The organism is Streptomyces sp. NPDC096040 (assembly GCF_040303265.1).
Lineage (GTDB): Bacteria > Actinomycetota > Actinomycetes > Streptomycetales > Streptomycetaceae > Streptomyces.
Genome location: NZ_JBEOTA010000015.1, coordinates 126,527 through 148,160, shown reverse-complemented (window position 1 = coordinate 148,160; position 21,634 = coordinate 126,527). Strand labels below are relative to the sequence as shown.

The window sequence follows — 21,634 nt, the reverse complement described above, 5'->3', positions numbered from 1 at the left end:
GCACGCACACCGACCAGTCCAGATAGGCCAGCTACCTTTGGCCCGTGAATGACAGAGGCAGATGGATCGGCGCAGCAGCCTGGTTTGCCATCTGGTGGGGCCTGGCAACGGTCGTGTTCCGCCTCATCGGCCTGGTCATCGGCGACCTCAAGAGCTGGACCACGTGCGCCGGAATTGCCGCCGCTTCCATCGTCACCGGAGACCTGTCGGAGCGCTGGCACCGACGCCGGCGAAGGACGAAGTCCCCGACGTCCCTTAGCACCGCGTCGGAGACCGGCTGCACCACAAGCGCACCAGATCCAACGGGGAACAGCGGGGAATCGCGGTGAAAACAGCCGCAGCCAACGGTGCTGCACGTTAACCGTTCGCGCAGGTCAGCCCCCGAGCCACTCCCAACTGCCCGCAGCTTCCCAAGCTGATGGCGTTGAGCGGTGATAGGCGATCGCTACTGGAGGAACGCCGGCCGAGGGAGCGACGAGGGCCGCGGCGATAGAAGGTGGTCAACCACCCTCGGTTCGGCAGCCAGAACCGCCACTGCCTCGCACTTCACCCCCGGTCCCGTCCCCCGCAGGCTCACCGCCGAGAGCTGCGCTCCCTCCGCGATCACTCGGGACCAAACACGAGCCTTCTGCTTATTGACGTAGCCAATCGGGCCGTTGCCCCGGTTGGGGTAGACCGCTACAGCGTAGGCGTCGTGGGGGTTGTCAGGCTCAGGCGCCAAGCGCAACGGCTGGCCTGGGCGCAGGTCAGCCTGTTTTGCCGCCGCCTGGTAGTAGGCCACACCACGTAGGTTCGTGACGTAGAGTCCGGCGCGCTGAAGCCGCCGATCGGTTGGCCCGACGAGGAGGCCCGTAGCGTCCTCGCAGAGACGTAATCCACCTTGATACTCAACGAGGTGGAGCCGGTGCAGGCCCCCGGGCGGTGGTACAAAGCGGTCTGCGGGTCCCTCTGACGGCACATACATGAGTCCCCCTTGTTCGCGGCATCACCGTAGCCTTCCACGGAGCCAGACGGGGGCGAGCCGTTCACATGAAGACTGCTGGAACGGGGAACCGTTGCCCTCGCTGAGTGTCTAACTGCGTGACAACGCCGACGCACACCCGCGAACAAGCGCGGACGCCTGCGGACCATCCGCCGAGGTGAGAGGAACCCCAACCCAAGGCAGAGGCCGAGCGCAAGTTGCTTCGGGACGAAGGGGTCGTGAGCTAAAGGCCGTCGCGTTCGATCAGTGAACCATCAGGGCCCAGTGTGTAGACGCGCGGCGGGGCCATGGCTTCCACGGCTCTGCGCAACTCCGCTTCCTGTTCTGCGAGATCGGGCCCGTGGGGATCCCTCGTGTGGAATCCGTGCAGCTCGATGGCGTCTGCATCGACGTCATCGGGCTCGGGGCGCCCCTCCTGGATGAAGCCGCAGAGCGCCCTCAACGCGTCCTCGCCCAGCTCCAAGGGGTGAAAAGGCAGGGGGTACGGCTCTTCGTCTTCGTCAGGCCAGGGCACGATGTCAGCCGGACGGTTTCCGGCCCAGTAGGGCAGTTCAAAGGGGAGCGGTTCGCCGATGTTCTCGATGATGCCGCTGTCCGGGGACAGACTCAGCGAGCGGACCAGGCGTCCGTCCTCCCACACGGCGAACGCAAGCCAGTCGACAACGCTGTGCATGGCGTGCAGGACGAGCCGTCGGCCGGCGCTTGCCGCCACCAGGTGCTCCGGGAGCTGGGAGGGGAGGTCGATCATCACCCCCTGATCACCGATGACCTCCAAGCCAGGCCAGCTGGCCGCGTACGCCGTTCCCTTCGGGGGGTACACCCCGTCCCAGAGAGTCGAGCCTTCGCACTCCTCGATCTCCCAACCCGGATACAGCCGCCGCATCATGGCGGCCGTCCGGTTACGGTCCGCCGGCCCCACTCGTCGCAGCAGCCCCGGTATGTCGCCGTCGGCGTACACCAGCAGTCCCGTCCTGGCTCCCACAGCCCCTCCCAGAGCAGAGCGATGCCCATCCTGGCTGACGCAATATAGCCGCACGCACTGACAACAGGGCTGCCACAGCCCCCTGCCCGGCCAGGCCGTCCCCGGACCCTCCCACGCTTCCCAACGGCGGCCAGATGCCCAGACCGCATCCGTGACCGCACCACAACCGCACCAGATCGAGCGGGGAACAGAGGGGAATCACGGGGAGTACCGCCGAGGCCAGCTGGGTTCCATCCGACCCGTTCGTGCAGGTCAGCATCCGGATCCGTTCCAAATGATCGCAGCTTCCCAAGCTGAGGGCGCAACGCGCTGGGCGATGGTGGTGACCATCCTCGGCGAGGGGCTCATGTCAGCCTGTCGGGGCAGTGCTTGGCAGCCTCATCAGCGAAAGCGCAGAGCTGGCCGATGAATTCTCGGTAGCTGTCGGGGACTTCTCGGTCCTTGCTAGGCGGCCCGTCGATCCACTGCTGCCAGAGCCCATCAGGAGCAAGAAGCCGGGCCGCGTGGTCAGCACCGAGCTCGGCGTCGACCAACAAGAGCGCGCCGAGGGCGGCTGTCTGGTCGTAGTAGAGGTCAGGGCGAGGCAGGTAGCGGTCGAGGTAAGCGACCAAGATGTCGGCGTCATCGGAGGTGCCGAAGGTGGCCAGAGCGACACAGTACGCCTGCCCCGCATAGGGCCCTTCACTGGCGAGCAGGAGTTCGCCGAGACGGTCCCGGAACTCGGATCTGCCGGCAACGGCGATGAACCAGGCTGCCGTTTTACGCTCCCGCCACCCTCGGTCGAGCAGCATGCCCAGTTCCCGAGGACTGATCTCTCCGGCCGCCTGGCCCAGCTTCCGCAGGAACTTGGCTCGGTCGCGCCCATCCAACCCGAGAAGGCTGCCGCCAAGTTTCAGGTACCGCCGGTCGGGCGTGACGTAGCGGCGGATCAACTTAAGTGGCTCGTCCTCTTCGTCGCTGCGGCGCATGGCAGCATCCTCGTACGGACGAAGCTGTCAGACCAGGTGTGCGCCTCTGCCCTGCGTGCCCAGCCGTCTCAGTTTCCGTCTCATTCAGCCCCGTTCACGGACGTTCAGGCGAGACCCGGAGCCGTCCCCGCACCGGCGGCCAGCCGCCCATGAACGCAGGTGAACGCCCCCGTACGAGCGCCACCACCCCACCACCACAGTTGGAAAGCGTGTTGGGGGCAACCCCTCACGAGTTCGAATCTCGTATCCTCCGCCAGTGCCTCACCGGGCACGATGTCGAGGGGCCCCACCGTTCGCGGTGGGGCCCTTCGACGTGCGTGGTTGCAGTGCGCTGCGCCTGGAGTGCTTCACCCAGCTCTTCGTCCCGGAGGAGCTCAAGGACACCCGGATCCTCGTCAGCGAAGTCGAGGTGAGCGTCGTCGACGGCAGCCTCGATCTCGACCCGCCCCATCTGTATGCCTGGTGCCGCCTGCCCGAGGACGAACGGGCCTTCACCCTCTCCCGCATCCAAGGCGCGCCGCGACGAGCCGCCACCACGATCGCCGGTCATGGACCGGGGCGCGGCGACCGGAAGGTGATCGCGTGGGACTGGGCAGGAGGTATGACCCGGCGCCCTGGTCTCAGTTCTGGGCTAACCGGTGATCCGTATCTTCTTCGCCACCGTCACCTGGTCCAGGTCCGACACCCGTACCGTCAGCTTCATCGTCCACTCGCCCGCGATCGGGAGGTTGACGGAGTTGGTCGCCCAATAGCCGCCCTGGTCGGTGAGGTCGGCGGGGAGGGGGCCGATCTTCTGGGCGGTGAGGGTGAAGGAGAGGCGGAGTTCGGGCACGGCGGAGATGCCGCCGTCGGGGCCGAGGACGACCGCCTGCACGGAGTTGGCGCCGACCCGGCCGGGGTCCAGGGTGATCTGTACCTTGCCGTGGCCGTTCGGCGTGCCCACGTCGAACGGGACCGTCGAGACGGAGGCCGCCGGGAGGCCGCCGGCCGAGGCCGTTTCCGTCCCCGACTCGGCCGCCTCGGCGGCCGCGCGGCCGGGCAGCGTGCCGGTCAGGATCGTGGTGACGACCAGGACGGCGACGCCGCCGGCGACTTCGGCGAGGACCGAGCGGCGCAGGGCCTGGTGGTGGTTGGGCGTGGGGGTCGGCTCCTCCGACGTAGGTGGGGCCTCCGGAGGCGGCGCGCCGACCGTCTGCGGGACGCGGTCACGGGCCGCCTCCGTGGCCGCCTCCGTGGCCGCGGCCGGGGTCACGGAGGTGGCCATCCTCGCCGTCAAGCGGCGGGACTGGGAGGCAGCCGCCAGCAGCAGGGTCACGGCGATGAGTTTGACGAGCAGGAGACGGCCGTACGTCGTCTCGGTGAGCGCCTGCCAGGAGCCCAGGCCGCGCCAGGACTGGTACACGCCGGTGACCACGAGGACCGTCACCGAGGCGAAGGCCACCCGGGAGAAGCGGGTGACGACGGCGGCGGGGAGGGGGGTGGCGGCGGTCGGGTGGAGGGTGGTGAGGAGTGCGGTGAGGCCGCCCAGCCAGAGCGCCATCGCCAGGAGGTGCAGCACCGAGGACGTCATCGCCAGGGGTACCTGGAGGCCGGCCGAGGCGTGTTCCGCCGTCGCCCAGGTCAGCGCCAGGGCTACGGAGAGGCCGGCGGCCGTGGTGAGGAGTGGGCGGGACGGCCCGCGCCCCTTCTCGCGCTCGCGGAGGACGAAGGAGTAGAGGCCTGCCGTGATCGCCAGGAGGACGATCCTGGCCAGCAGGGCCAGGCCGGGGCGGCCCGTCGCGGTTCTGGCGAGCGCGGAGAGGTCGAGGGCCTTCGTCGGGGAGGTGCCCTCCTCGTAGGGGGAGCGGAGGACGAGGAGGAAGAGGGTGGCGGCCAGGAGGGTCCACCAGGCCACCCGGATCGGTCTGCGGAGGGGGGCCGGGTCCGGGGGGCGGCACAGGGCTATGAAGGCGACGCTGCCTATCAGCAGTGCCACGGCGAGGTAGGCGACGTAGCGGCCGATGTTGTAGAGGCTGCCGGTGGCCGGGTTCTCGACCGGGCCGGTGGGAATCGCCGCCGTGGTCGCCGACGGTTTGCCCACGGAGAAGGTGAGGGCACCGGAGACGGGGTGGCTGTCCGCCGACACGACCCGCCACGCCACCGTGAACGTGCCGGTGCCGAGCTTCTTCGGGAAGGTGATCCGGGCGGTGTCCGAGCCGGCGGGGCCGTGTTCGGGGTCGCCGGTGGTCACCCGGTGGTTGGTGGGGTCGTACACCCGGAACGAGTCGTCGAGCAGGCCGACGGACTCGCTGAAGGTCAGGGTGACGGACGGCGGCGACGACTTCAGTACGGCGCCGTCGGCGGGGTCGCTGCCGCGCAGTGTCGCGTGCGCGGAGGCAGGGGCGGCCGACGCGAGGAGGAGGGCGGTGAGGAGGGTGCCGAGCAGGGCGAGCGAGCGGAGAGCCGCTTTGCAGCGGGTTGTCGTGCACCGCCGGTCGTGTTCTTCGCTCACGTCACCGTCCTGAGTTCGGAAGCACGCGTTCATAGGTATAGGTCATACGGATGGGGGGCGTGTAGCGCTCATCGGGTCTGGGGTGCGTGGGGGCTTGGGCGTTGAGAAGTCACCACGTCGGCCGGGCGGACACCCCGCCGTCCACCACCAAGTCGTGGCCGGTGATCCACGAGGCCAGCGAGGAGGCCAGGAAGACCACCGCGTTCGCCACGTCCTCCGGGTGGCCCAGGCGGCCCGTCGGTACCGCCTCCTGCCATCTGCGCACCCCGTCCGGCCAGGCGTCCGCCAGGCCCTCCCGGTCGATCAGGCCGGGGGAGACCGTGTTGACGCGGATGCCGAAGCGGCCGTACTCCAGGGCCGCCGCTCTCGCGTGCATCACCACCGCCGCCTTCGCCGTGCTGTAGTGGGCGTGGCCGGGGGCCGGGTGGGTCGCCTCGATGGAGGCGATGTGGGTGATCGTGCCGCCGTCGGGCTGGTCGCGCATGATCTCGGCGGCGGCCTGGGTGCAGGCGAAGACGCTGCCGAGGTCGGTGTCGACGACCGCGCGCCAGTCGGCCGCGGTCATGCCGGGCAGGGGCTGTACGGGTTGTACGGCCGCGTTGTTGACGAGCGCGGTCAGCCGGCCGCCGCCCCACTCCGCGGCCTCCCGGACGATCCGGTGGCAGGCCGCCTCGTCGGTCAGGTCGCCCTGTACGACGACCGCTCGGTCGCCGATGGCCGAGGCGACCTCCTGCGCCGCCGCGACGGCCGTACGGCAGTGCACAGCCACCGCCGCGCCCTCCTCCGCGAGGTGTAGCGCGACGGCCCGGCCGATGCCGCCGCTCGCGCCCGTGACCAGGGCGATCTGTCCGTCCAGCAGGTGGGTCATGGACGGCAGAGTTCCGTGATGCGGGCGGCTTCGGACGGGTAACGCGCCGTGAGGTGGGCCGCGTTGCCGTGTTCGTAGCCCTCGAAGGTGAATCCGGGGGCCATGGTGCAGCCGAACAGGGTCCAGGCGCCGGGAGGTGCCACCCGGGCGCCCATCCAGGTGCCCGCCGGGACGGTGAGCTGGATCTGCTGGCCGCCTAGGAGGTCCGGGCCGAGGACGGGCGTGCGGGTGGTGCCGTCGGGGGCGAGGAGCAGGAGGTTCAGGGGGTCGCCGAGGTAGTGGTGCCAGATCTCGTCGGTGGGGAGGCGGTGCAGGGCCGAGAAGTCGTCGGCGGTGAGGAGAGCGACGATCGCGGTGCCCTCGGGGCGGCCGTCGGGTCGTTCGGGACCCGCCCAGGTCTGCCGGAACAGGCCGCCCTCGCGGGGGATCGGCTCCAGGTCGTAGTGGGCGATCAGGTCATCGGGGGTCAGCATCCGGGAAGGCTACCGTCCGGGTGGGGAATGCCAGTTGGGCGCGCTTTTCGGGCAGGTGGACGTCGGGGAGGTCGACTTCGGGGAGTACGACCGCAGGGCCGGGTGCGAAGTCCTGTCAGGCCGGTCGAGGGTGTGCACGGCGAACTCCGCGAAGGCGGAGCACGCGGTAGGCCTCCGGTTCGTACGTCTGGAGGAGCGCGAAGCAACGTCTCGCCATATCTGGTGCGGGATACCCCAGGCGTCTCCATACATCTTGACGGTCACCCCGTGTCCCCCTGCCTAAGGCCAGGCGGCGCAGGCCGTGTCACCGCGGGCGCGCGGGGCGGGTGCGGGCGCGGGATCATCGAGCCATGGACGCGCACGCCAAGGCCAACGCCAACGCCACGACTCTGCATCTCGCCCAGGACCCCGCGGCCGACGAACTCCTCAGCCGCAGCAGGCTCGCCGCGCTCATCGGCATGCTGCTCGACCAGCAGGTCCCGATGGAGTGGGCCTTCAAGGGGCCGGCGACCATCGCCCAGCGCATGGGCACGGACGAACTGGACGCGCACGAGATCGCCGCCCAGGACCCGGAGGCGTTCGCCGCGCTGCTCTCCGAGAAGCCCGCGGTGCACCGCTACCCCGGCTCCATGGCCAAGCGGATCCAGCAGCTGTGCCAGTACCTCGTCGAGCACTACGACGGTGACCCCGAGCGCATCTGGCGCGACGTCGACAGTGGCGCGGAACTGCTGAAGCGGCTCCAGGAACTGCCCGGGTTCGGGAAGCAGAAGGCGCAGATCTTCCTGGCGCTGCTGGGCAAGCAGCTGGGGGTACGGCCGAAGGGCTGGCGGGAGGCCGCGGGGGCGTACGGGGAGGCGGAGTCGTTCCGGTCCGTGGCCGACATCACGGGGCCGGAGTCGCTGGCGAAGGTGCGGTGCGGGCTCACAAGCAGGAGATGAAGGCGGCCGCGAAGGCGGCGAAGGCCGGGGAGAAGTAGCCGAGGGAAGCCGGGGAGAAGTAGCCGAGGGAAGTAGCCGGCCGGGGCGCCCCTCCCCATTCACCCGATCGGCCTCTCCCTGCTGGCAGGGCCGCCCCCGTCGGTTTCAGCTGGAGGCATGACCGAGCCTCCCAGCACCGGCCCCGCCGACGACGACCGCGCGGCTCACTCCGCCTCGGCCTCCACCTCGGCTTCCGCCTCCGCCTTTCGGCATGCGCCCGAACCGCCCTTCGAGGGCCCCCTGCACGCCCTTTCAAGGGTCGCCTGGCAGACCGTACTGGCCACCGGGATCGCCTCCCTGATCCTCGGCGTCCTGGTCCTCGTCTGGCCGGGCGCCTCGTTGCTCGCCGCCGGTGTGCTCTTCGGTATCTACCTGGTGATCAGCGGCATCTTCCAGCTGGCCGCCGCCTTCGGCACGCACAGGACGACCTCGCTGCGTGTGCTGGCCTTCATCAGCGGCGCGCTGTCGATCCTGCTGGGCCTGTTCTGCTTCCGCGGCCCGCTGGAGTCGATCCTGCTGCTCGCCCTGTGGATCGGGATCGGCTGGCTGATCCGCGGGATCACCCAGACCATCGCCGCCATGCACGACCCCGGGACGCCGGCCCGCGGCTGGATGATCTTCCTCGGGATCGTCACCTTCATCGCCGGCGTCGTGCTGATCGTCTCGCCGTTCCGGTCGGTCGCCGTACTGACCCTGGTCGCCGGTATCTGGCTGGTCGTCGTAGGCATCGTCGAGATCATCTCCTCGTTCGGCATCCACAGCCGGGCCAAGCACATCCCGCAGGTCGTGTGAACAACGTCAACCCCGCGCCTCATCGGTACGCCGAGCGAGCGGATCTCGCGCCCGGCGCGATGAACACCGTCCGTTGCGTGGGGAGATGACCGCCATGAGCAGCGGTACCCCCTTCGGTCGCCCGCAGCCAGGACACACCTGGCTGCGGGCGCTCGTACTGCTGCTCGCCCTGCTGCTGACCGGCGCCCCGACGGCGGCCGAGGCCCTCACGGCGACCACGCCGGCCGCCTCCGCCGAGACGGCCGAGTACGACGTCCTCGACACTCCGCTACGACTTCCCGCCCGCGCCGTCCACCGCGTCGACGTACCCCAGCGCCCCGCGCCGCTCCCCGACGCGGCGCCCACCGACCCGGCGGACCGTCACCGCCCGTACCCGACGACACCGCGTCCGCCGCACGCCGCGCCTCTGCTGCGCACCGTGGTCCTGCGCTGCTGACCCGACCGACCGGTCCCGCACTCCCCCGAGGTCAGTCAGCACTACGCAAGGAACAAGGAACACAGTCATGTCCTCAGACCCGTACGCGGTCCTGCGCGCCCTGCTGCGCGCGGAGGCCGTCCGCAGCGCGCCGAAGCCTGAGGCGGAGGCGAAGGTGGCGGAGCCGCCGAGGCCGCGGCCGCAGGAGCAGAAGCGCGGTTGATCCCTCAGGACGGAGCCGGGCCGCCCGTGCGGGGCGCCCGGCTCACCCGGCTCACCGGTCTCACCTGCGTCTGCGCGCCGTACCGAACAGCGACCGGGTGATCTCCCTGCCGAGCTGGGTGCCCACCGAACGGGCGAGGGACCTGAACATCCCACCGCCGACCACCTGTTCGGCCAGCGACGGCTCTTCTCTCGGCGCCCGGGGAGCGGCCTTCGGCTCGGCGGCCGGGGTCCACTGGAGCTTCTCGTACGCCGACTCCCGGTCCACAGCCTGTGCATAACGTCCGTAGAGCGCGGACTCCCGCACCGCCGCGTCCAGCTCCACCACGTCGACCGGCCCCATCAGGGACTCGGGGCCCGCAACCGGGTCGCAGCGACCGGCGTCGGGGCGCCCCTCTCGCTGAGCACGGTGACCACGGCCTCGCCGGTGCCGAGGCCAAGCGCGAAGAACTCGGTGGGGAAGCCGGTCGCGGTCCAGTCCTGCCCGACGTCACCCGTCCGGCCCTGGACCCTCTCGTCCATCTGCCCCGGGCGGGCGATGCCGGACAGGTCGCCCTCGACGTCCGCCAGGAACACCGGGACGCCCTGCGCCGAGAGCTGCTCGGCGATCAGCTGGAGCGTCTTGGTCTTGCCGGTACCGGTGGCGCCGGCGACCAGGCCGTGCCGGTTGAGCATGGGGAGCGGGATGCGGATCGGCGCGTCGGGGTGGCACCGCCCGTCCCAGAGGAGGGCACAGAGGTCCAGGGCCTGACCGGTGAAGGCGTACCCGGAGGCGATCGCGGCGACGGCCGGGCGCGGGTCACCGGTTGCGGCGGTTTCACCGGCACTCGTCATCGGACCCCCTGTTCCGTTTTGCCTTTTTGATGACCTTTACGGTGTCTTTTCCAGCGTCGCACTCGGTCTCCATGGCTGCGCCCGGAACGTCTGGACCGGTAGGCTTTCCGTGTGATCTTCAAGCGCATCGGAAACGGCCGGCCGTACCCCGACCACGGCCGGGAGAGCACCCGGCAGTGGGCGGACGTCGCACCGCGCCCGGTCCGCCTCGATCAGCTCGTGACGACCAAGGGGCAGCTCGACCTGGAGACCCTCCTCGCCGAGGACTCGACGTTCTACGGCGACCTCTTCGCGCATGTCGTGAAGTGGCAGGGCGACCTGTACCTGGAGGACGGGCTGCACCGCGCGGTCCGCGCCGCCCTCCAGCAGCGTCAGGTGCTGCACGCGCGCGTGCTCGAACTCGGCTGACGCGACTGGCTCGGCCGACACGACCGCGTCGGCAGACACCCGCTCGCCACCCGCCGTTCCGCGCCCGTTGCCCCTTTCGGGTTGGACCGTGCGACGTCGGATGATCATCTATTAGTCAACGCACCCGCGGACCACTACGCTGCGCACATGAGCATGCTGACTCCCCCCGGCATGGGCGGCCAGTACCGGATCACAGGGGACAAATACCCTCGCATGCGCCCGCGCCGGCGGCGTGCCCGGCTCGTCCTCTCCATGGTCGCGTCCGTCACCGCACTCGGCCTGGTCGGCTGGGGCACCCTGCAGCTCATCGACGTCTTCACGGGCGGCGACAAGAAGGCAGCGGCGGCCGGTGCCACGGCGTGCGTCAAGCAGGCCGCCGCGAGCACGGGGCCGGCGTCCGGTGCGTCGGCGGCGGCGCTGCCGAAGCCCGCCCAGATCACGGTGAACGTCTACAACGCCACGACCCGCACTGGCCTGGCCAAGGACACCGCGGACGAACTCAAGAAGCGCGGCTTCAGGATCGGCGACGTCGGCAACGCGCCGGCCAAGTTCGACGCGAAGGTCAAGGGCACGGCGATACTGCTCGGCCCGGCCTCGGCCCTGCACACGTCCCTGCCGGTACTGGCCACGCAGCTCACGGCACCGGACCAGCGCACGGAGGCGGGCCGCAAGGGCGCCGCCGTGGACCTGATCCTGGGCGACACGTTCAAGACCCTGACGCCCCAGGCGACCGCCGCGAAGGCCATCACAGCCCTCTCGAACCCCAAGCCCACGGCATCGACTTCGAAGAAGAGCTGCTGAGAGCCCAGAACCGCCGTGGCGGCCGAACGCCGCCCAGGACAGCCGCGACGCGCGGCCGTGTCGATCCGCGGCTCCGCCGCGTGGGCGGGACCAGCCACGACGATCCCGCAGCACGATCCGGCACCGCCGAACACCGCCGACCCGGCCGATCGCCACTGCGGAGGTCGGAGCAGCCGGCAGACGGAACACCATCCGGGGACAGCCAACCCAACGCGCCGCGCGGCCGTGTCAATCTGCGGCTCCGCCGCGTGGGCGGGACCAGCCCTACGGACCCGCCCGCACCCCTACAGCGCCGAAGCGAACGGTCCCTACTCCGCCGCCCCGTACAGGCGGTCGCCCGCGTCGCCCAGCCCCGGCACGATGTAGCCGTGTTCGTTGAGGTGGTCGTCGACCGCCGCCGTCACGACGGTGACCGGCGTTCCCGCCAGTTCCCGTTCCATGAGTTCGACGCCCTCCGGCGCGGCCAGCAGGACCACCGCCGTCACATCGTCCGCGCCCCTCTTGATGAGCTCACGGATCGCCGCGACCAGCGTGCCGCCCGTGGCCAGCATCGGGTCCAGGACGTACACCTGACGCCCGGAGAGGTCCTCCGGCATCCGTGAGGCGTACGTGGACGCCTGGAGCGTCTCCTCGTTGCGGATCATGCCCAGGAAGCCCACCTCGGCGGTCGGCAGCAGCCGGACCATGCCGTCCAGCATGCCGAGCCCGGCCCGCAGGATCGGCACGACCAGCGGGCGGGGACGGGCGAGCTTGACGCCGGTCGTGGGCGAGACCGGGGTCTGGACGTCGACGGCCTCGGTCCGTACGTCCCTCGTCGCCTCGTAGGCGAGCAGAGTGACCAGTTCGTCGGCGAGCCGACGGAACGTCGCGGAGTCGGTGCGCTGGTCGCGCAGGGTGGTGAGCTTGTGGGCGACCAGGGGGTGGTCGACGACGTGGAGACGCATGCCGATAACAGTAACCGCGTCCGCGTACACCTCGCGCTGGCCCGCGCTGGCATCAAACCCCCCGTCCGGGGGAAAGTGGGAGTGACCGGACTGGGGTGGTGTAACCGTGTCTGATCTGCCTGACCTGCCTGAGCAGCCCGACCGCGCCTACGGCGCGCCCGAGGGCGAGACGGAGGCCGAGCGGCGCCGCCGCCGGGCCCGGTTCCTGCGCGACCTCGCCGAGGCCAGGGCGCTGCGCGACCGGGTCCAGCCCCGCCGCGTCAAGACGGCCCGACTGCGGCACGCCATGCGTATGCGGACGTTCCGCTGGTAGCAGTCGGTAAAACCGTAAGAACGGTAAGAGTCGTAAAGCCGATCCTTCGGCAGGGATCCACTGCTTGTGGCGCGTTGCGGTCCGTCATGGGGAAGGCCGTGCGTGGACCGCGAGAAATCCCGCGTACGATCCGCAGGTGGCGGCAACGAGTGCGCTGGTGATTCCGTACGCGGGCACCTGGAAGCTTCTTTGCATACGTGCGATCAAAACTGCCAGACACAGGGAGCCGAAGACGTCCCCTGAACGCCTTGTTTCTGCCACGATTCCGAGTGGGTGGGACTCGGAGCACAGCTCTCCCGCCCAAAACCTCCGCCGGGGGGACCCCCAACCGGCACGCCTAAGACCAGTGGGAGAGTCACGGTGTACTTCGCCGCACTGCTCGCGCGCACCGAAGACGGGTGGGAAGCGAGCGACACAGAGCTCGACGATGTGGAGACCCTGTCGGACCTGGCCGACCTGGCCCGGGAATCGGCGTCCGACGTCGACGACACGGTGCTCGTCTTCATCGAGCAGGAAGACGCTTGGTTCGGCGTCGTGCGCGTCGACGGCGAGGAGGACCCTCGGGTCTTCGTCTCCAACGCAGCCGCCGCCGCCCGCAGCTCGTACGGCGAGCTCCTGCTCACCGACGAACTGCTCGGAAGGGAGCCCAAGGACGTAGACGACGACCTGGACGCCCTCGACCTCGACGGCACCGAGGACGGTGAGCCGGAGGCCGAGGACGACGAGGACACGGACACGGACACGGACATGTCCGCCATGCCGTCCGGCCCGGTCGGCGACAACAGGATCCTCGACGACCTGGGCGTGAGCGCGAAGGAGCTGCTGGCACTCAGCGACGACGCGCTCAACGAGATCGCCGAGGCTCTGGGCGCCGCCGAGGTCCTGGAGACCGTCCGCTGACCTTCCACGAGGCAACCGGGTCCGCCGACCCGGTACGCGACCGCTGGCGGGCCGCGATGCGGCTCGCCCTGGACGAGGCCGGACAGGCCGTCCGGGGCGGGGACGTCCCCGTCGGCGCCGTCGTGCTGTCCCCGGACGGCCCGGACGGTAGGACGGTCCTCGCGGCCGGGCACAACGAACGCGAGGCCACCGGCGATCCCACCGCGCACGCCGAGGTCCTCGCCCTGCGCCGGGCCGCCGCGGCGCTCGGGGAGTGGCGGCTCACCGGCTGCACCCTCGTGGTCACGCTGGAGCCCTGCACCATGTGTGCGGGCGCCCTGGTCCAGTCCCGTGTGGACCGGCTCGTCTACGGCGCCCGCGACGAGAAGGCCGGCGCCGCCGGCTCGCTCTGGGACGTCGTACGCGACCGGCGCCTGAATCACCGCCCCGAGGTCGTCGAGGGCGTCCTGGCCGAGGAATCCGCGCGGCTGCTCACGGAATTCTTCCGTGACCGCTGAGGCCTGCCCGGGCCCCGAATACCGATTTCAGGGCACGGCCCCCCGTGCTGTAAGGTCTCCCTCGGTAGCGTGTCCGAGCGGCCGAAGGAGCTCGCCTCGAAAGCGAGTGTGGCGCAAGTCACCGAGGGTTCAAATCCCTCCGCTACCGCTGGAAAAGGGTCCCGTCGAAAGACGGGGCCCTTTCTGCGTCCACTGCGGGGCGCATCCCCCTCGCATATCTCCCTCGCGCGCCCCCGGCCGCGCCCCGCGACCCGGCAACGGGCCTCGACCAGCGGGCCGTTGGCCCCCGAGGGGGGCGTGAAGGTTACACTCGCGGCCGGCAGCAGGGTCCACAGGCTACGCAGACACGCCGGCAGAGGCAGGCACAGGGGAGGCCGCGGTGGCGGTGAATGCCAAGAAGATCGCCACGTACGTGCTCGTGGTCTTCGCGCTCTACGTGATCATCACAGACCCGGCCAAAGCGGCCGATTACGTCCAGATAGGCTTCGAGGGCATTTCGGACGCGGCCAAGGCCATCGGATCGTTCATGACCTGGCTCGCCAACGGAGCCAAATAGCGCACCACCCCCGGGAGCATCCATGATCCGCCACCTGGTCCTCTTCAAACTCAACGAGGGCGTCGAGCGCGACGATCCACGAGCCGTCGCGGGCGCCGAGGCCTTCGCCGCGCTCGGTGACCAGATCGACGACCTGCGCTTCTGGGAGTGCGGCTGGAACATCACCGAGCGCCCCATCGCCCACGACTTCGCGATCAACTCGGCCGTCGAGGACGGGGACGCACTGAAGCGGTACCTGGAGCACCCGGCCCACCAGGCGGCCGCCGCGCAGTGGCGGGAGTTCGCCACGTGGGTGATCGCCGACTACGAGTTCTGAGCCATACGGCGCCTTCCGGAGAGCCGTACGACACCTTCTGGAGACAGGCCCTCCGCCGGGAACGGCGGGGGGCCTTTCTGCGTGTTATGCCCAAAGTTGCCGACTTTCACCCTCAACACGGCGTTATGCGGTGCTTGCGCACGATGCACATGTCTTGTGATGCTATGACCGCTTTTGACGGATGATTGACCGATGAAGAGGTGGCGTTGAACGTGTCGGCCAGTTCTGCGCCGCCCCAGGAAGAGGCGCCCGCCCCTACTCACCCCTCTGCCGAAACCCCTGCCGAAACCCCTGCCGAAACCCCTGCCGAGCCCCCCACCCAGACCCCCGCCCAGGCGCCCGCCCCGACCCCGGAGAAGCGGCGGGGCGCCGACACCCGGGCGCTGACCCAGGTGCTCTTCGGTCAGCTCAAGGAGCTCAAGCCGGGCACCCCGGAGCACAACCGGGTGCGGGCGGCGCTCATCGAGGCGAACCTCCCGCTCGTGCGCTATGCGGCCGCCCGCTTCCGCTCCCGCAACGAGCCGATGGAGGACGTCGTCCAGGTCGGCACCATCGGCCTGATCAACGCCATCGACCGCTTCGACCCGGACCGGGGCGTGCAGTTCCCGACCTTCGCGATGCCGACCGTCGTCGGCGAGATCAAGCGCTACTTCCGGGACAACGTGCGCACCGTGCACGTCCCGCGCCGGCTGCACGAGCTGTGGGTCCAGGTCAACAGCGCGACCGAGGACCTGACCACCGCCTTCGGGCGCTCTCCCTCCACCGCCGAGATCGCCGAACGGCTGCGGATCAGTGAGGAGGAGGTGCTGTCCTGCATCGAGGCCGGCCGGTCGTACCACGCGACCTCCCTGGAGGCCGCCCAGGAGGGCGACGGCCTGCCGGGCCTGCTGGACCGCATCGGCTACGAGGACCCCGCCCTGGACGGTGTGGAACACCGCGACCTGGTCCGTCATCTGCTGGTCCAACTCCCCGAGCGCGAGCAGCGGATCCTCCTCCTGCGCTACTACAGCAACCTCACCCAGTCGCAGATCAGCGCGGAACTGGGCGTCTCCCAGATGCATGTCTCCCGCCTCCTGGCCCGCAGCTTCCAGCGGCTGCGCTCGGCGAACCGCATCGAGGCCTGACCCGGGCGCGAGCCGCACCGCGGGCGCCTCCGCGAGGCCTGCCGCACGCGCCGTCGCATGCGGTGTCGCATGCGGTGTCGCATGCGCCGTAGCAAGGCCTGCCGCACGCGCCGGCGCAGCGCCCGCGGCAGGACCCGTTACCGGTCCGAGACACGCCCCGGATGACTTTGCGCGGCCATAACCGCAAGCAGGATCGAGCCATCACCTTCGCGAGCGAATCGCTCACCAGGGCACTTCCCGACAGTTGGGGGTCGAAATAGCGTCAGACCCCCTGCATCCAGGGCGGATTCACATCTCCCATGTCGACATGTCACTACAGCGTGTTGCCGACATGTGACATTCTGCGGGAAGCGCGTTTGCCGGGGCTCCGGCTCCGGTATTCAGGTGAAGGCGCCGTTCCTCGTGAGGGGCGTCGCCGCGACCGTCCCGCGACCCAAAGGGGGTGGCATGTCCGCAGACCAGGGCAGCTCGAAGGTGCTTACGCTCACGAAGAGCGAGGCAGCGCCCAAGGAGCTTGACGCCATCGACGTGCTCGACAGCATCGACGGCGCCCCGGCGCTGGAGACCCCTCCGACCCCGGAAGTCCCGGGTACCTCGGAGGGCCTCGACACCCGCACCCTGTCCCGCTCCCTGTTCCTGCGCCTTGCCGCACTCGAAGAGGACAGCCCCGAGCGTGCCTACGTCCGGGACACCCTGATCGAACTCAACCTCCCCCTCGTGCGCTACGCGGCGGCCCGCTTCCGCAGCCGCAACGAGCCGATGGAGGACATCGTCCAGGTCGGCACCATCGGCCTGATCAAGGCGATCGACCGCTTCGACTGCGAACGGGGCGTGGAGTTCCCGACGTTCGCGATGCCGACGGTCGTGGGCGAGATCAAGCGGTTCTTCCGCGACACCTCCTGGTCGGTCCGCGTCCCGCGCCGCCTCCAGGAGCTGCGGCTGGCCCTCACCAAGGCCAGCGACGAGCTCTCCCAGAAGCTGGACCGCTCCCCGACGGTCACCGAACTGGCCGCGGTCCTGGGCGTGTCCGAGGAGGACGTGGTCGACGGCCTGGCCGTCGGCAACGCCTACACCGCCTCCTCCCTCGACTCCCCGGCCCCCGAGGACGACGGCGGCGAGGGCTCGCTGGCCGACCGCCTCGGTTACGAGGACACGGCCCTGGAGGGCGTCGAGTACCGCGAGTCGCTGAAGCCGCTGCTGGCCAAGCTCCCGCCCCGCGAGCGCCGGATCATCATGCTCCGCTTCTTCGCGAACATGACCCAGTCCCAGATCGGCGACGAGGTCGGCATCTCCCAGATGCATGTCTCCCGCCTGCTGACCCGCACCCTGGCCCAGCTCCGCGAGGGCCTGATCTCGGACTGAACGCGCTCCGAGGGTTCCTTACTGACGGGGTGTCAGCCACACTGGCGCGATGCTTCTCCGTAGGACACCGAGTGGCCGCCGAGGCGCCGTCACGGCAGCGTCGGCGGCCGCCGTCTGCCTGGCCTCGGCACTCACGGCGTGCGGAGGGGGTGGCAGCGGTGGCTATACGGCGGTGGGAGCGGCAGGCGCCTCACCGGGGAGGCCGGGGATGCCGTCGAGAGCGACGGGATCGGTGACGCTGGTTCCGCTGGACGGCTCCTCGGCGGGGACGGCACACGGGTCGCCTTCGGCGAAAGCCGGATCGCCCTCCACGGAACGCGGCCGGCCCCCCACGGCGGCCGACTCCGTTTCCGGCCCCGCGGTCTCATCCCCGTCGCCCTCGCGATCCCGGGGATCCGACCCACCGGCGCCGAACTCAGCAGAGCCCACGACCACTTCGCCCGTCACTTCGCCCGCCGCCCTGACCTGGAGCGCCCCCACCCGCGAGCCCACGGACAAGCGGTGGTGCGAGAAGGTGACGGTCGAGTTCCGCAACTCGGGCGGTACGGCGGTCCGTTCCGGCACGATCACCCTCGGCACGCACATCATCGGCCTGCTGGGCATCGACTGGGCGACGATCAGCTCGACGGAGTCGCTGCCGGTCCCGGTCGCGCCCACCTCCCGTACGAGCAAGACCTGGACGGTCTGCGTGGACGACTGGCGCGTACCCCTGGGCATGCATATCGAGACCCGGGTCGTGGCGGTCGACTGGAGCTGACCCAGTGCGCCCCGGGCGACTTCCAGTCGTATAAGGGCACGACGAAAGCCCGGGGCGCGAGACCCCGGGTTCTTCGTCGCGCCGGGTGACTACTTGAGCGCGAGCCAGGCCACCGCCGCAACCACGACCACAACGGCGACGATGCCGAGGATCAGGCCGATGCGGGGGCCGCCGGAAGAGGAGGTGGATGCCGTCTGCTGGGAGGTCTGCGGGGCCTCGTCGACGAACGCGCGGAACATCTGGGTGTTGCCGGCGGGGTCGTAGTTGCCCTGGGGGCCCTGGGTGTTAGCCATGCCCCGAGACACTAGCGAATCCCTGGGTGTGGCCCAAGTGGGGGGCCACCCGGAAGGACGGCCCGCCCCACCTGGGTGTTTACGTTCGCAATACTTGCTTTTGCCAAGTTTTTATCTCCATCCCCACCCACTTATTTGCCTGTGGCAACCAAGCAGTTCTATGGTTGCCCCAAGCAACGAATACGGGAGGTGTGATGGCGGAGCAGGCGCAGTTCGAGGAGCTGGCGCGTCAGCTCAGCGCCGTCGGAGCTGTGAAGCGGGACCTCGCGCGGATACTGCCGCACGAATGCCCGGCCGGTTCCGCGGCCGTGCTGACGCTGCTCGGCCACTACGGATCCATGCGCATGAGCAAGCTCGCCGAGCTGCTCGCCGTGGACATGTCCGTGACCAGCCGGCACGTGGCGCATGTCGCCGAGCGCGGCTGGATCGAGCGGGCCCCCGACCCGGCGGACAAGCGTTCCCGCATCGTGCACCTCACCCCCGCGGGCGAGGCCACTCTCCGGGACCTGTCCCGGCGCAGCACCGAGCTGCTCACCGAGCGGCTGAGCGACTGGAGCGACGAGGAGGTCGACCAGCTGATCCGGCTGATGACCCGGCTCCGGGACAGCTTCGGTGACTGCAGGAGCGCCCATCCCCGCCTGACCGCGACGGCCACGGCCACGGTCGCCTCCGCCGCCCGCGCCCCCACCACCCCCGTACTCGAACCGACCACCCGTACACCCGCGTAAGACGTTAGAAAAGGAAGCCCATGGCAACGACCACACCAGCCGGTGTGCGGGCCCATGCCAAGCACGGGGGAGGCTCCCTCGAGCAGGCCCCGATGACGCACCGGCAGATCATGGAAGCGATATCCGGGCTGCTGCTCGGTATGTTCGTGGCGATCCTGTCCTCCACGATCGTCACCAACGCCCTGCCGCACATCATCACCGACCTGGGCGGCGGCCAGTCCGCCTACACCTGGGTCGTCACCGCCGCCCTGCTGTCCATGACCGCGGCCACCCCGCTGTGGGGCAAGCTCGCCGACCTGTACAACAAGAAGGCGCTCGTCCAGATCGCCCTGGTCATCTACGTCCTGGGATCCGCGGCCGCCGGCCTGTCGCAGAACGCCGGCATGCTGATCGCCTGCCGTGTCGTCCAGGGCATCGGTGTCGGCGGTCTGTCCGCCCTCGCCCAGATCGTCATGGCCGCGATGATCTCGCCGCGTGAGCGCGGCCGTTACTCCGGCTACCTCGGCGCGACCTTCGCCGTCGCCACCGTCGGCGGCCCGCTGCTCGGCGGTGTCATCACCGACACCTCGTGGCTGGGCTGGCGCTGGTGCTTCTACGTCGGTGTCCCCTTCGCCGTCATCGCGCTGATCGTGCTGCAGAAGACCCTGCACCTGCCCGTACTGAAGCGCGAGGTCAAGGTCGACTGGGCCGGCGCGTTCTTCGTCGCCGCCGCCGTCTCGCTGCTGCTGGTCTGGGTCACCTTCGCCGGTGACAAGTACGACTGGATCTCCTGGCAGACGTACGCGATGGTCGGCGGTTCGATCGCCCTCGGTCTGATCTTCATCCTGGTCGAGTCGAAGGCCAAGGAACCGATCATCCCGCTGCGGCTGTTCCGCAACCGCACCATCACCCTGGCGTCGCTGGCCTCCCTGTTCGTCGGTGTCGCGATGTTCACCGGCACGGTGTTCTTCAGCCAGTACTTCCAGCTGGCCCGCGACAAGTCCCCGACGATGTCCGGTGTCATGACGATCCCGATGATCGGCGGACTGTTCGTCTCCTCGACCGTCTCCGGGCAGTTCATCACCCGCACCGGCCGCTGGAAGGCGTGGCTGGTCAGCGGTGGCGTGCTCGTGACGGCCGGCCTGGGCCTGCTCGGGACCATCCGGTACGACACGACGTACTGGAAGATGGCGATCTTCATGGCGCTGCTGGGTCTCGGCATCGGCATGATGATGCAGAACCTGGTGCTGTGCACGCAGAACCAGGTCGCCCCCTCCGACCTCGGCTCGGCCAGCTCCACGGTCACCTTCTTCCGTTCCCTCGGTGGTGCGGTCGGCGTCTCGGCGCTGGGCGCGGTGATGTCCCACCGGATCACGCACTACGTGTCGGAGGGCGTCTCCGCCCTCTCCCCCAAGTACCAGGCCGCCCTGGCCGGTTCCAGCTCGTCCAGCGACAGCATCCCGGACCTGAGCAAGCTGCCCGTCCCGCTGCGCACCCTCATGCAGAGCGCGTACGGCCACGGCATCGCCGACGTCTTCCTGATCGCCGGCTGCCTCGCGGCCCTCGCGTTCCTGATCACCCTGTTCATCAAGGAGGTCCCGCTGAAGACCAAGGGTGGGCTCGCCCAGGCCGCCGAGGCGCAGGACAGCGAGGCCACCCCGGCCCCGGCCGCTGCCGCCGTCGCGGCTACCGCCGAGGAGACGGTCCCCGGCTGGGCCGCCCCGGTCGTGAGCAGCACCACGGAAGCCGCTCCGGAAGCCACCCGGCAGTTCGCCGCCGTGGCGACCATCGCCGCCCCCGAGCAGTCGGCGGGCTCCGGCGGCACCCCCGTGCACGGCTTCGTCCGCGGCGCCGAGAGCGCCCCGGTCCCCCAGGCCGCGGTCACCCTCATCTCGCTCTCCGGCCGCCAGCTGGGCCGCTCGGTCGCGGCCTACGACGGCTCCTACCGGCTGGACGCGCCCGGCGCGGGTTCGTATGTGCTGATCGCCTCCGCCGACGGCTACCAGCCGCAGGCCTCCACCGTCGTGGTGGGCGAGGACCCGCTGTCGTACGACATCCTGCTCAGCGGCACCAGCGGGCTGAGCGGTGTGGTGCGGGGCGCGGGCAGCGCGCTGCCGGTCAAGGACGCGATGGTGATCGTCACCGACGTGCGCGGCGACCTGCTGGCCACCGCGGCCACCGGTGAGCAGGGCCAGTTCGTCTTCGGCGAGCTGGTGCCGGGTGTGGTGACGGTCGCGGTGAACGCGGCCGGGTACCGCCCCCGCGCCCTGCCGGTCGAGATCGGCACCACCGGGGTCACCCGGATCGAGGTCGACCTGGATGCCGGCGCCCAGCTGCAGGGTGTCGTACGGGCCCCGCACGGGCCGTTGGCCGACGCCCGCGTCACCCTCGTGGACGCGGCCGGCAACGTGGTCGGCACGGCCACCACCGGCGTGGACGGCGCGTACGCCTTCGCCGACCTGGACGGCGGTGACTACACCGTGATCGCGACGGGCTACCCGCCGGTCGCCACGGCCCTCAACGTCACCGGCGCCGGTGTCGACGGGCACGACATCGAACTCTCCCACCCCGGCGAGTAGTTCACCCCGGCCCGGGGCAGCGATGGTTCATCGGCTGCCCCGGGCCGCTCGCAATCCGCGCAATTTATAAGGC

General features: G+C 70.1%; 25 protein-coding genes, 1 tRNA gene and 2 pseudogenes. 17 read left to right on the top strand and 11 right to left on the bottom strand.

Annotated elements, in window-relative coordinates; all coding sequences use genetic code 11:
- Positions 1-445: 445 nt before the first annotated feature.
- The 6 genes from ABTY98_RS22110 to ABTY98_RS22085 form a co-directional block, all read right to left on the bottom strand.
- Positions 446-964 carry an HIRAN domain-containing protein gene (locus tag ABTY98_RS22110; protein ID WP_352222635.1) on the bottom strand — a complete coding sequence of 173 codons (519 nt, stop codon included), beginning with the start codon at positions 962-964 and terminating at the stop codon, positions 446-448.
- 241 nt (positions 965-1,205) lie between these two features.
- A complete protein-coding gene (locus ABTY98_RS22105; protein ID WP_352222634.1) occupies positions 1,206-1,940 on the bottom strand; it encodes a DUF6928 family protein in 735 nt (244 codons plus the stop codon).
- A gap of 368 nt (positions 1,941-2,308) precedes the next feature.
- Positions 2,309-2,932, bottom strand: coding sequence for a DUF6000 family protein (locus ABTY98_RS22100; protein WP_352222633.1), 624 nt, complete (start codon positions 2,930-2,932; stop codon positions 2,309-2,311).
- Positions 2,933-3,563: 631 nt separating this feature from the next.
- Positions 3,564-5,456, bottom strand: coding sequence for a copper resistance CopC/CopD family protein (locus ABTY98_RS22095; protein ID WP_502994303.1), 1,893 nt, complete (start codon positions 5,454-5,456; stop codon positions 3,564-3,566).
- A 76-nt stretch (positions 5,457-5,532) separates the two neighbouring features.
- Positions 5,533-6,291: an SDR family NAD(P)-dependent oxidoreductase gene (locus ABTY98_RS22090; protein ID WP_352222632.1), complete on the bottom strand. Its 759-nt coding sequence runs from the start codon at positions 6,289-6,291 to the stop codon at positions 5,533-5,535.
- Positions 6,288-6,761: a cupin domain-containing protein gene (locus ABTY98_RS22085; protein ID WP_352222713.1), complete on the bottom strand. Its 474-nt coding sequence runs from the start codon at positions 6,759-6,761 to the stop codon at positions 6,288-6,290. The genes ABTY98_RS22090 and ABTY98_RS22085 overlap by 4 nt, the downstream gene beginning before the upstream one ends.
- Positions 6,762-7,114: 353 nt before the next feature.
- On the opposite strand from ABTY98_RS22085, the pseudogene ABTY98_RS22080 reads away from it, so the two are divergent.
- From ABTY98_RS22080 to ABTY98_RS22065, 4 genes and pseudogenes are all read left to right on the top strand, one after another.
- Positions 7,115-7,740, top strand: a pseudogene (locus ABTY98_RS22080) (HhH-GPD-type base excision DNA repair protein).
- Between the two features lie 118 nt (positions 7,741-7,858).
- On the top strand, positions 7,859-8,533 hold the full coding sequence (locus ABTY98_RS22075; protein ID WP_352222630.1) for an HdeD family acid-resistance protein: 675 nt from the start codon (positions 7,859-7,861) through the stop codon (positions 8,531-8,533).
- 94 nt (positions 8,534-8,627) lie between these two features.
- On the top strand, positions 8,628-8,969 hold the full coding sequence (locus tag ABTY98_RS22070) for a hypothetical protein (RefSeq protein ID WP_352222629.1): 342 nt from the start codon (positions 8,628-8,630) through the stop codon (positions 8,967-8,969).
- A gap of 67 nt (positions 8,970-9,036) precedes the next feature.
- Entirely contained in the window at positions 9,037-9,171 is a 135-nt protein-coding gene (locus ABTY98_RS22065) for a hypothetical protein (protein WP_352222628.1), read from the top strand.
- Positions 9,172-9,231: 60 nt separating this feature from the next.
- Here ABTY98_RS22065 and ABTY98_RS42380 read toward each other — a convergent pair whose 3' ends face one another.
- On the bottom strand, positions 9,232-9,648 hold the full coding sequence (locus ABTY98_RS42380) for a helicase HerA-like domain-containing protein (RefSeq protein ID WP_502994311.1): 417 nt from the start codon (positions 9,646-9,648) through the stop codon (positions 9,232-9,234).
- Positions 9,649-9,668: 20 nt separating this feature from the next.
- Positions 9,669-9,845, bottom strand: a pseudogene (locus tag ABTY98_RS42375) (helicase HerA-like domain-containing protein); the annotation flags it as partial.
- Between the two features lie 270 nt (positions 9,846-10,115).
- Here ABTY98_RS42375 and ABTY98_RS22055 point away from each other — a divergent pair.
- Positions 10,116-10,412: a type II toxin-antitoxin system VapB family antitoxin gene (locus ABTY98_RS22055; protein ID WP_003955420.1), complete on the top strand. Its 297-nt coding sequence runs from the start codon at positions 10,116-10,118 to the stop codon at positions 10,410-10,412.
- Positions 10,413-10,559: 147 nt separating this feature from the next.
- Entirely contained in the window at positions 10,560-11,213 is a 654-nt protein-coding gene (locus tag ABTY98_RS22050) for a LytR C-terminal domain-containing protein (RefSeq protein ID WP_352222626.1), read from the top strand.
- A gap of 308 nt (positions 11,214-11,521) precedes the next feature.
- Here the strand turns inward: ABTY98_RS22050 and upp are convergent, their stop codons facing one another.
- Positions 11,522-12,157, bottom strand: coding sequence for a uracil phosphoribosyltransferase (gene upp / locus ABTY98_RS22045; protein ID WP_352222625.1), 636 nt, complete (start codon positions 12,155-12,157; stop codon positions 11,522-11,524).
- A gap of 115 nt (positions 12,158-12,272) precedes the next feature.
- Here upp and ABTY98_RS22040 point away from each other — a divergent pair, with 115 nt between their 5' ends.
- The 8 genes from ABTY98_RS22040 (at position 12,273) to ABTY98_RS22005 (ending at position 17,225) form a co-directional block, all read left to right on the top strand.
- A complete protein-coding gene (locus ABTY98_RS22040; protein ID WP_352222711.1) occupies positions 12,273-12,470 on the top strand; it encodes a hypothetical protein in 198 nt (65 codons plus the stop codon).
- Between the two features lie 360 nt (positions 12,471-12,830).
- The gene (locus ABTY98_RS22035) at positions 12,831-13,370 is read left to right on the top strand and encodes a tRNA adenosine deaminase-associated protein (RefSeq protein WP_352222624.1); all 540 of its coding nucleotides are present in this window, start codon (positions 12,831-12,833) and stop codon (positions 13,368-13,370) included.
- Positions 13,371-13,426: 56 nt separating this feature from the next.
- The gene (gene tadA, locus ABTY98_RS22030) at positions 13,427-13,867 is read left to right on the top strand and encodes a tRNA adenosine(34) deaminase TadA (protein ID WP_352222623.1); all 441 of its coding nucleotides are present in this window, start codon (positions 13,427-13,429) and stop codon (positions 13,865-13,867) included.
- Between the two features lie 63 nt (positions 13,868-13,930).
- A tRNA-Ser gene (locus ABTY98_RS22025) sits at positions 13,931-14,015 on the top strand.
- Between the two features lie 231 nt (positions 14,016-14,246).
- Positions 14,247-14,423, top strand: coding sequence for a hypothetical protein (locus tag ABTY98_RS22020; protein ID WP_352222622.1), 177 nt, complete (start codon positions 14,247-14,249; stop codon positions 14,421-14,423).
- Positions 14,424-14,445: 22 nt separating this feature from the next.
- Positions 14,446-14,739, top strand: coding sequence for a Dabb family protein (locus tag ABTY98_RS22015; protein WP_352222621.1), 294 nt, complete (start codon positions 14,446-14,448; stop codon positions 14,737-14,739).
- A gap of 212 nt (positions 14,740-14,951) precedes the next feature.
- On the top strand, positions 14,952-15,863 hold the full coding sequence (locus tag ABTY98_RS22010; protein WP_352222620.1) for an RNA polymerase sigma factor SigF: 912 nt from the start codon (positions 14,952-14,954) through the stop codon (positions 15,861-15,863).
- A gap of 447 nt (positions 15,864-16,310) precedes the next feature.
- A complete protein-coding gene (locus ABTY98_RS22005; protein WP_352222619.1) occupies positions 16,311-17,225 on the top strand; it encodes an RNA polymerase sigma factor SigF in 915 nt (304 codons plus the stop codon).
- A 162-nt stretch (positions 17,226-17,387) separates the two neighbouring features.
- On the opposite strand, the gene ABTY98_RS22000 is transcribed toward ABTY98_RS22005, so the two are convergent.
- The gene (locus ABTY98_RS22000) at positions 17,388-17,558 is read right to left on the bottom strand and encodes a hypothetical protein (RefSeq protein ID WP_352222618.1); all 171 of its coding nucleotides are present in this window, start codon (positions 17,556-17,558) and stop codon (positions 17,388-17,390) included.
- A gap of 181 nt (positions 17,559-17,739) precedes the next feature.
- Here ABTY98_RS22000 and ABTY98_RS21995 point away from each other — a divergent pair, with 181 nt between their 5' ends.
- The gene (locus ABTY98_RS21995) at positions 17,740-17,982 is read left to right on the top strand and encodes a hypothetical protein (protein WP_352222617.1); all 243 of its coding nucleotides are present in this window, start codon (positions 17,740-17,742) and stop codon (positions 17,980-17,982) included.
- 89 nt (positions 17,983-18,071) lie between these two features.
- Here the strand turns inward: ABTY98_RS21995 and ABTY98_RS21990 are convergent, their stop codons facing one another.
- Complete coding sequence (locus ABTY98_RS21990; protein ID WP_352222616.1) at positions 18,072-18,275, bottom strand: hypothetical protein; 204 nt, start codon at positions 18,273-18,275, stop codon at positions 18,072-18,074.
- 194 nt (positions 18,276-18,469) lie between these two features.
- On the opposite strand from ABTY98_RS21990, the gene ABTY98_RS21985 reads away from it, so the two are divergent.
- Together ABTY98_RS21985 and ABTY98_RS21980 are read left to right on the top strand one after the other, a co-directional pair.
- Entirely contained in the window at positions 18,470-19,003 is a 534-nt protein-coding gene (locus ABTY98_RS21985) for a MarR family winged helix-turn-helix transcriptional regulator (RefSeq protein WP_352222615.1), read from the top strand.
- Positions 19,004-19,095: 92 nt separating this feature from the next.
- Positions 19,096-21,561 (top strand): MFS transporter, encoded by a 2,466-nt coding sequence (locus ABTY98_RS21980; RefSeq protein ID WP_502994309.1) that lies wholly within the window; start codon positions 19,096-19,098, stop codon positions 21,559-21,561.
- Positions 21,562-21,634: the final 73 nt, after the last annotated feature.